Annotated in this window: 7 protein-coding genes and 1 pseudogene; 5 read left to right on the forward strand and 3 right to left on the reverse strand. The window is 69.6% G+C overall.

Features of this window, described 5'->3' with window-relative positions; all coding sequences use genetic code 11:
* Together RTM68_RS15620 and RTM68_RS15625 are read left to right on the forward strand one after the other, a co-directional pair.
* Window positions 1-1321: ABC transporter ATP-binding protein (locus tag RTM68_RS15620; protein WP_312172646.1), on the forward strand; the 1321-nt coding region annotated here is incomplete at its 5' end.
* Between the two features lie 74 nt (window positions 1322-1395).
* Window positions 1396-2589 (forward strand): low temperature requirement protein A, encoded by a 1194-nt coding sequence (locus tag RTM68_RS15625; protein ID WP_312172649.1) that lies wholly within the window; start codon window positions 1396-1398, stop codon window positions 2587-2589.
* 21 nt (window positions 2590-2610) lie between these two features.
* On the opposite strand, the pseudogene RTM68_RS15630 reads toward RTM68_RS15625, so the two are convergent.
* Window positions 2611-2686: pseudogene (locus RTM68_RS15630) on the reverse strand.
* 135 nt (window positions 2687-2821) lie between these two features.
* Between RTM68_RS15630 and RTM68_RS15635 the strand changes: the two are divergent.
* On the forward strand, window positions 2822-3757 hold the full coding sequence (locus RTM68_RS15635; RefSeq protein ID WP_312172651.1) for a hypothetical protein: 936 nt from the start codon (window positions 2822-2824) through the stop codon (window positions 3755-3757).
* Here the strand turns inward: RTM68_RS15635 and RTM68_RS15640 are convergent.
* On the reverse strand, window positions 3746-4732 hold the full coding sequence (locus tag RTM68_RS15640) for a WYL domain-containing protein (protein WP_312172654.1): 987 nt from the start codon (window positions 4730-4732) through the stop codon (window positions 3746-3748). The genes RTM68_RS15635 and RTM68_RS15640 overlap by 12 nt on opposite strands.
* Window positions 4733-4793: 61 nt before the next feature.
* On the opposite strand from RTM68_RS15640, the gene RTM68_RS15645 reads away from it, so the two are divergent.
* Together RTM68_RS15645 and RTM68_RS15650 are read left to right on the forward strand one after the other, a co-directional pair.
* Complete coding sequence (locus RTM68_RS15645) at window positions 4794-5831, forward strand: ATP-binding cassette domain-containing protein (RefSeq protein WP_312172656.1); 1038 nt, start codon at window positions 4794-4796, stop codon at window positions 5829-5831.
* Window positions 5828-6622, forward strand: a complete 795-nt coding sequence (locus RTM68_RS15650; protein ID WP_312172658.1) for an ABC transporter permease — start codon at window positions 5828-5830, stop codon at window positions 6620-6622. Before RTM68_RS15645 ends, RTM68_RS15650 begins: the two co-directional genes overlap by 4 nt.
* A 27-nt stretch (window positions 6623-6649) precedes the next feature.
* On the opposite strand, the gene RTM68_RS15655 is transcribed toward RTM68_RS15650, so the two are convergent.
* Window positions 6650-7634 (reverse strand): DUF6716 putative glycosyltransferase (locus RTM68_RS15655; protein WP_396654241.1); only part of this gene is annotated, 985 nt, incomplete at its 5' end.

The following is a 7634-nucleotide window of genomic DNA, read 5'->3' on the forward strand; positions in this document are numbered from 1 at the left end:
GGTCGCCGAGGCCGGCGGCTCCGTCGTGCCCGTGCTGCTGTCGGCGGGATTCGCGATCGGCGTCTCGGGGATCGCGCTGACCGCTCTCGACCCGTGGCTCGCGCTCGCGGGCGTGGCATCCGCACCGCTCTACGTGCTCGGCACCCGGGCCTTCCTCCGGCGCTCCCGGGTCGTGTTCCGCGAGGTGCGGGTGCGCGAGGCCGCGCGCAGCCAGGCGGTGCTCGAGGCCGTCGAGGGCATCGAGACGCTCATCGCACTGAACGAGCAGGACCACGCCCTCGAACGGGTCAGGGTGCGGGCAGAGCAGTCCATCCGGATGCAGGTCGAGGGCGTGCGGGTGCGCAACCGGCTGTTCCGCTGGATCAACGGCGGCGAACTGGTCGGCCTCGGGGCGATCCTCGTCACCGGCTTCCTCTTGCACGCGACCGGCGCGATCAGCGTGGGGATGGTCACGACGGCCGCGCTCGTGTTCCACCGCCTGTTCGATCCGGTCGGGCAGCTGATCTTCGGGCTCGACGACATCCAGCGGGCGGCGATCGGCCTCGCGCGTCTCGTGGGCGTGATCGACATGACCCCGGAGCAGAGACCGACGGCATCCGGGGCTGCACGCCCGACCGCCGACCGTGAGACGGTCGCCGTGGATCTGCAGGATGTCGGCTACCGGTATCCGACGACCGGACGGGGCATCAGCGGTGTCACGCTGCGGGTGGAGCCGGGCACGACCGCCGCGCTCGTCGGGTCTTCCGGATCGGGCAAGAGCACGCTCGCCCGGGTCATCGCCGGACACCATCCGCCGTCGTCCGGCCGCGTCGCGTTCACCCCCGAGACGACCGCCCCCTATTACGTGTCGCAGGAGCTGCATCAGTTCCGCGGGTCGATCGCCGACAATCTGCGCCTCGTCGCAGCCGATGCGAGCGACGACGAGATGGTCGCTGTGCTCGTCGCGGTGGGAGCCGACTGGGCGGTCGGATCCCTGACATCCGTCGCCCTCGACGATCCGCTCGACGAGGGCCGCATCCAGCAGCTCGCCATCGCCCGCGCGCTGCTCGCCGATCCTGCGGTGGTGATCCTCGACGAGGCGACGGCCGACGTCGGACTCCACCACCGGGATGCCGTCGAGGCAGCGATCGGCGTGCTGCGCCAGAACCGCACGACGGTGCTGATCGCACATCGTCTCGACCCCGTGTCGACCGCCGAGCAGATCGTCGTCTTCGACGACGGTCGAGTGGCGCAGCGCGGCACGCACGACGATCTGCTCGCGAGCGAGGGGCTGTACCGCAGCTTCTGGCTCGCCCAGAGATCGACGGCCGGGTTTCGGTGACCGTCCCCCCGGGCGGACGCGCACGCTTCTGAACGCGTGCATCGAGGTCTCCTCAGCGATGCCAGGATGGTCGCATGGCATTCGGGATGACCCGCGACGTGCTGCGCCCCACGGACTCTCCGCGCGCGGATCGAGTGACGTATGTCGAGCTGTTCTTCGATCTCCTGTTCGTCCTCGCGCTGACCCAGCTGTCTGCCTACCTCTACGAGAACCAGACTCCTCTGGGCGCCTTCGAGGGCGTCATCATGGTGTGCGCACTGTGGTGGGCCTGGGTGTCGACCACCTGGGTGACGAACTGGCTCGACCCCGTGAAGCTTCCGGTGCGCGGGGCGGTGATCGCACTCGCCTTCGTGGCGCTCGTGATGAGCGTCTCGATCGCCGAGGCTTTCGGCGATCGAGCGTGGGCGTTCGCGATCGCCTACGTCGTGCTCCAGGTCGGGCGCACGGTCTTCATCGTGTGGGCGACAGCCCGTCACGACCGGCGAGTGGCCCGTGATTTCTCGCTGATCCTGTGCTGGACGGTCGCCGGTGGCGCGTTGTGGATCGTCGGCGCACTGCTGCCCCTCGGGTGGCAGCTGCCGCTGTGGGCCGCCGCGCTGGCACTCGAACTGCTGGGCACCGTGCTGGGCTTCCCCGTCCCCGGACGAGGGAAGGTCCAGCTGCGCTCCTGGGATCTCTCCGGCCCGCACATCGCCGAGCGCACGTCCCTCTTCGTGCTCATCGCGCTCGGAGAAGGCCTGCTGGTCACCGGCTTCGCTTTCGTCGACAAGGAATCGTCCGCCGCATCCATCGCTGCGATGTCGACGGCGTTCGTCACCGCAGCGGCGGCCTGGTGGATCTACTTCGATCACGGCGAACGCGTCGGCGCCGAGGCGATCGAGGCCTCAGAGGAACCTGCCCGGCTCGCCCGCACCGCGTACACCTGGGTGCATCTGCCGATCATCGCCGGCATCGTCCTGATGAGCGTGGGCGACAAGGAGACGCTCGCTCTTCCCGACCAGCGCGGCCTCGCGGCGACGGCCGTCGTCGTCGGCGCACCGATCCTCTTCCTCACCGGCACGGCGCTGTTCCGTCGCGTGCTCGAGGGGCGCTGGGTGCGAGCTCAGCTGGTCGGCCTGGCGGCTCTCGTCGTTCTCGCCGGTGCCGGGTTCGCGGGCTTCACCGTCAACGCCCTCACACTGTCGATCACGAGCGCGGTGGTTCTCGTCGGAGTCGCCGCCGGCGAGACCGTCGAGCGCCTGCATCGCGGTCGCCGCTCAGGGGGCTGATCACGAACGACGTGGACAGAGTGGACGCGACGGCGGGAGTCGAACCCGCAACGCCGTCAGATATGAGCTGAGGCCCGGGACCGCCCGGATCGCCGCGATGGGGATGACGTTACCTCGCGCCACACCGGAACACCAGGATCGTTGCGGGGATTGACAGAGTGAGTCGCCGCGTGTCCAGAAGCGTCACGCCGCGTCATCCGGCTCCGTCCGCGCTGCGGTGTACGGTCGCCTCATGGCAGCCGCAGATTCCCCCGCGACGACCGGACAGAAGTCCCACCGCTACCTGCGACTCTCCCTCGTGTTGATCGTCTTCACGCTGCTCGTCAGCGTCGCACTGCAGATCATCGTCATCACATGGGAGCCGCTCATCGTCGGCTGGCACCCGCTCCCCTCGATCAGTCACGCGTTCTACACCCCGGCGCGCGACATCTTCGTCGGAACGCTGATCGCGGCATCCGTCGTGCTCCTCGCCCTCTCCGGCCGCAGCCGGGCGACGACCCTGCTCGATGTGTGCGCGGTGTTCGCGCCGCTCATCGCGATCGTGCCGACCGGCCTCGCCGACTCTCGCGCGATCGGCCACCTCTCCTGCCCGGCCACGGCGGACTGCATTCCCTCGGCGAGCATCGGCACGGCCAAAGCCGGGATCGCCGTCTACGCGATCGTGGTCGTGGCCGTGGTGGTGACGATGGCGGTGATCCGACGCCGCACCCGCACACCGAATCGTTCCGCTCGCCTGGTGTCGATCATCGCCATCATCACCGCCGTCCTCGTCGTGGCACTCGCGTTCTGGCCCGCACTGAACGAGGGCTTCCCGTTCAACTTCTGGCCGGTGAACAGCATCCACTTCGCGGTGACCCTGGTGTTCTTCGGGGTGTTCGCCGCCGTCCCGATCCTCTCCGCCGGAGGCCCGCTCGAGCCCGGCGAGACCCCACCCACTCCGCGCCAACGATCGATCTACCGTTGGATCGCAGGCCTGCTCATCGCCGACCTCGTGCTGCTCGTCGTGGCTCTGCTCTTCCGGCAGGCCTTCGGCGAGACTCCTGTCGTGCTGTTCGGAGAGGCCGTCGCCCTGATCCTGTTCGCCGCTTTCTGGTGCGTGCAGACCTTCCAGCGGTGGGACGACCCGAATCCACCCTCGATCGTCGCACGCAGGTCGCTACCGGCGTGAGCCGGGAGCCGGCGCATCGAGTGCCCGCAGCAGTCGCTCCACCGCCTCCCTGAGCTCCGCGCGATGCGGCTCGGGGAAACTCGTCGTGTATTCGACGCCCTGGGGGATCCAGAGCAGCGCGTACATCGCCTCCCGCCAGTCCGACCCGCCGAACGGCCACCGGGTGCGGTCCTCACCCTCTGCCGTCGCTCCTTCGGACCACGGGCCGAACACGGCCTCCATGGTCGGCAGCGGCAGGTCCATCACGGCATCCGCCTCGATCTTCTGCGGAGTCCACGACGCGGCGATCAGCACGCGCTCCTCGATCTCGTCCTCGCTGATCTCGCGACGGGTGAACAGCACCCGCGTGTGCTCGACCGACACGATGCGGTCGACGCGGAACGTCCGCCAGTCGTCGCGATCGAGATCCCAGCTCAGCAGGAACCACTTGCGTCCGGAGGGAGCGAGGGCGTGCGGTTCGACCCGGCGGACGCTCTCGGCACCCGCCCCGTCGACGTACCGCAGGCGCAGTCGCTCGTGATCGCGCGTCGCCATCGCGATCTCGCCCAGCACCGCCGGCGACACGACCGGCCCGTCACCGATCCGCGGCGGCTGCACGGAGGCGGCGAGCGCATTCACCCGCTGCCGCAGCGCCGACGGGAGCACCTGCTCGAGCTTCGCGAGTGCGGTCAGAGTGACCTCCGCCCCGCCGACGAGCTGTTGCGTCGCCGCGACGCGCAGGCCTATCGCCATCGTGACGGCCTCGTCATCGGTGAGCAGCAGCGGTGGCACCGCGCTGCCAGCCTCGAGGCGGTAGCCGCCGGCCGCTCCCGGAGTCGACTCGACCCGATAGCCGAGCTCGCGCAGCCGGTCGACGTCGCGGCGCACGGTGCGCTCGGTGACTCCGAGCCGGCTCGCAAGTTCCGTGCCGGGCCAGTGCCGGTGTGTCTGCAGCAGATTGAGCAGCGCGAGGGCTCTGGTGGTGGTGTCGGACATGTCTCAAGAATCTCAGAGATCGAGGACAGGATCTGTCCTCGTTGCTTCGTACTCTCTGAGCATGTCGAACGAATCCATCATCGAAACCGAAGGCCTCACCAAGGTCTTCACCGTCAAGAAGACGTCGGTCGAAGCGGTCACCGACCTCTCCTTCACCGCGGTGCGCGGCGAGCTCGTCGCGTTCCTCGGTCCGAACGGCGCGGGCAAGTCCACGAGCCTGCGGATGCTGACGACACTGATCCCCCCGACGTCGGGCACCGCCCGGGTGGTCGGCCACGACATCCACTCGGATGCCGCCGGGGTGCGCGCCCGCATCGGCTATGTCGGCCAGCTCACGAGCGGAAGCTTCTCGCAGCGCGTGCGCGACGAGCTGCTGAGTCAGGGGGCGTTCTACGGCATGACGCGGCGCGACAGCATCCGCAGAGCCGACGAGTTGATCGAATCGCTCGATCTCGGGTCATTCTCGACGCGTACGGTGCAGCAGCTCAGCGGCGGCCAGAAGCGGCGGCTCGACATCGCCCTCGGACTCATGCACGCGCCCCCGCTGATCTTCCTCGACGAGCCGTCGACGGGACTCGATCCGCAGAGCCGTGCGAATCTCTGGGAGCACATCCTCGACCTGCGCACCCAGCACGGCACGACCGTCTTCCTCACGACGCACTACCTCGAGGAGGCGGACCGCTACGCCGAGCGCGTCATGGTCATGGACAAGGGCCGCATCATCGCCGACGACGACGCGGCCTCGCTCAAGGCGACGCTCGCCGGCGACGTGCTCACGTTCGGCTTGGCGACCGAGGCGGATGCAGCGAACGCACGCTCCGTCGTCGCCCGCCTCAGCGCCGCCGAGGTGTCGCTCGACGGCGAATCGCTGTCACTTGCCGTGCCGGACGGCGATCAGCTGTTGCCGGTGATCGTGCGCGAACTGGATGCCGCCGGCATCCTCGTCCGTCGGGCGACCGGCGTACCACCCACGCTCGACGACGTCTTCCTGGCACTCACCGGCCGCACGCTGCGCGAGGCGGGCGAAGGCAGCACCGACGCATCCGAATCCGGCGCCGAGACGGGTGTCGAGAACGACAAGACAGGAGTCCTCTCATGACCACCACCGCCGCAACCGGCAGCGACACCCTCGTGCGCCCCAATCCCGCGCGCGACACGAAGAACGTGCTGACCCGTGAGCTCAAGCCCGTGCTGCGCGATCCGTTCACGCTGATCTTCAGCCTGCTGCAGCCGCTCGTGTTCCTCGGGCTCTTCGCCCCGCTGTTGATCGGCGGCTCCGGGCAGCCTGCCGGAGAGACGCTCGCCTGGTTCGTGCCGGGCGTGCTCGTCATGATCGTCCTGTTCGGCACCGGGGCGACCGGGTCGAACCTGCAGTACGAGATGATGACCGGTTCTCACGAGCGCACGCTGGTCGCTCCTCTGGCCCGCTCGTCGCTGCTGGTCGGACGCGCGCTCAAGGAGATCGCCCCGATCGTGGTGCAGGCGCTCGTGATCGTGCTGATCGCCTGGCCCTTCGGGTTCGCGATCAACGTGCCGGGGCTGCTCATCGGCCTCGCACTGCTCGCGGTGTTCGGCGTCGGGCTCGGCTCACTCTCGTACTCGCTGGCACTCGCGACGAAGGACAGGGAATGGCTCTTCTGGGGAGTGCAGCAGTCGCTGATCTTCCCGCTGCTGATCCTCTCGGGCATGCTCCTTCCGCTGGACGACGGCCCCGCCTGGATGCGCGCCGTCGCCTCGGTGAACCCCGTCAACTGGGTCGTCCAGGCCGAGCGGGCGCTGTTCGCGGGGGATCTGGGTGATGCGACCGTGCTGTGGGGCTGGATCTCGGCTCTGGCCGTCGCCGCCGTCGGCCTCGTGGTCGGCGTCAGGGCGATCCGCCGCAGCAGCTGACACGGACGGGACTCGATCCGGCGCCGGTCAGCGCCGGATCGAGTCGTGGAACGGGTTCGGCTCGAGCGTGACGTCGGTCGTCGCATCGGCCCAGGTGCCGCCGTCGCCGGGCGCTCGGCCGCGACGCACAGCGGCGAGCGCCTTCGTCGCGGGAGCCCCGATCGCGAGCGCCGCCGCACCGCTGAGCGTGCGATCCTCGCGACCGAGCACGCTCGCGCGGTGCCACGCCTCGTGCAGAGATCCACCACGGGCCGCCGGCACGCGCTTCGCCGGCAGAGCACCCGCGCGACGCAGAGCGACGAGCTGTTCGACGTGGGCCCACCAAGTCGAGTCGCTCGCGGGGTGGAAGTAGTTGTCACGCAGCCAGTCGGGGTGCGGATGCCGGAAGCGGCCGGCCACCACCTCGCTGCGTCCGCCCAGCAGGCCGCTGCCGACGAAGACAGTGTTGAGCAGGCTCTTGCTGACACCGAACGAATCGAGCGCGATCACGGGCACTCCGAGAGCGACCGCCTCGACCGCCGCGGTCGAGCTGAAAGTGACGAGTCCTGCGGCGGTCGACAGCGCGTGTGCCATCGAGTCGTACGAGACGACGAGGTTCGCGGGCCTGCGCGACGGAAGCAGCTCGAGATACGGATCGCGCTCGAGGTGGGTCTCGGACTCCCCCGGACGTGACCGCAGCTTGACGACGACGCGGCGATCCGGGTCGGCCTCGGCCGTGCGCACGAGGGTCGCGGCGATCTCGGCGCGCTCCTTGCGACCGACCGGCACGAGGGCCTGCGCGGCGAAGACGATATCGGTCGCCGGAGCCCGCACCGGACGCGGGGCATCGGGCCGCTCCGCCACGATCGTGCCCGCCGACCGCACCGAGTCACCCGCGAGCACTCGCGCACGGTCTGCCTGGAGCATTCGAGACCGCGAGCGCGCGAACGGGAGCGTCGCGAGAGCCGTCGGCATCCGCACGCCGATGAGCCGCCCGAGCTCGGCGAACGCCCGCGCCTCGCGATGCGAGTGC

It is taken from the genome of Microbacterium sp. (assembly GCF_031988965.1).
Classification (GTDB): Bacteria; Actinomycetota; Actinomycetes; order Actinomycetales; family Microbacteriaceae; genus Microbacterium.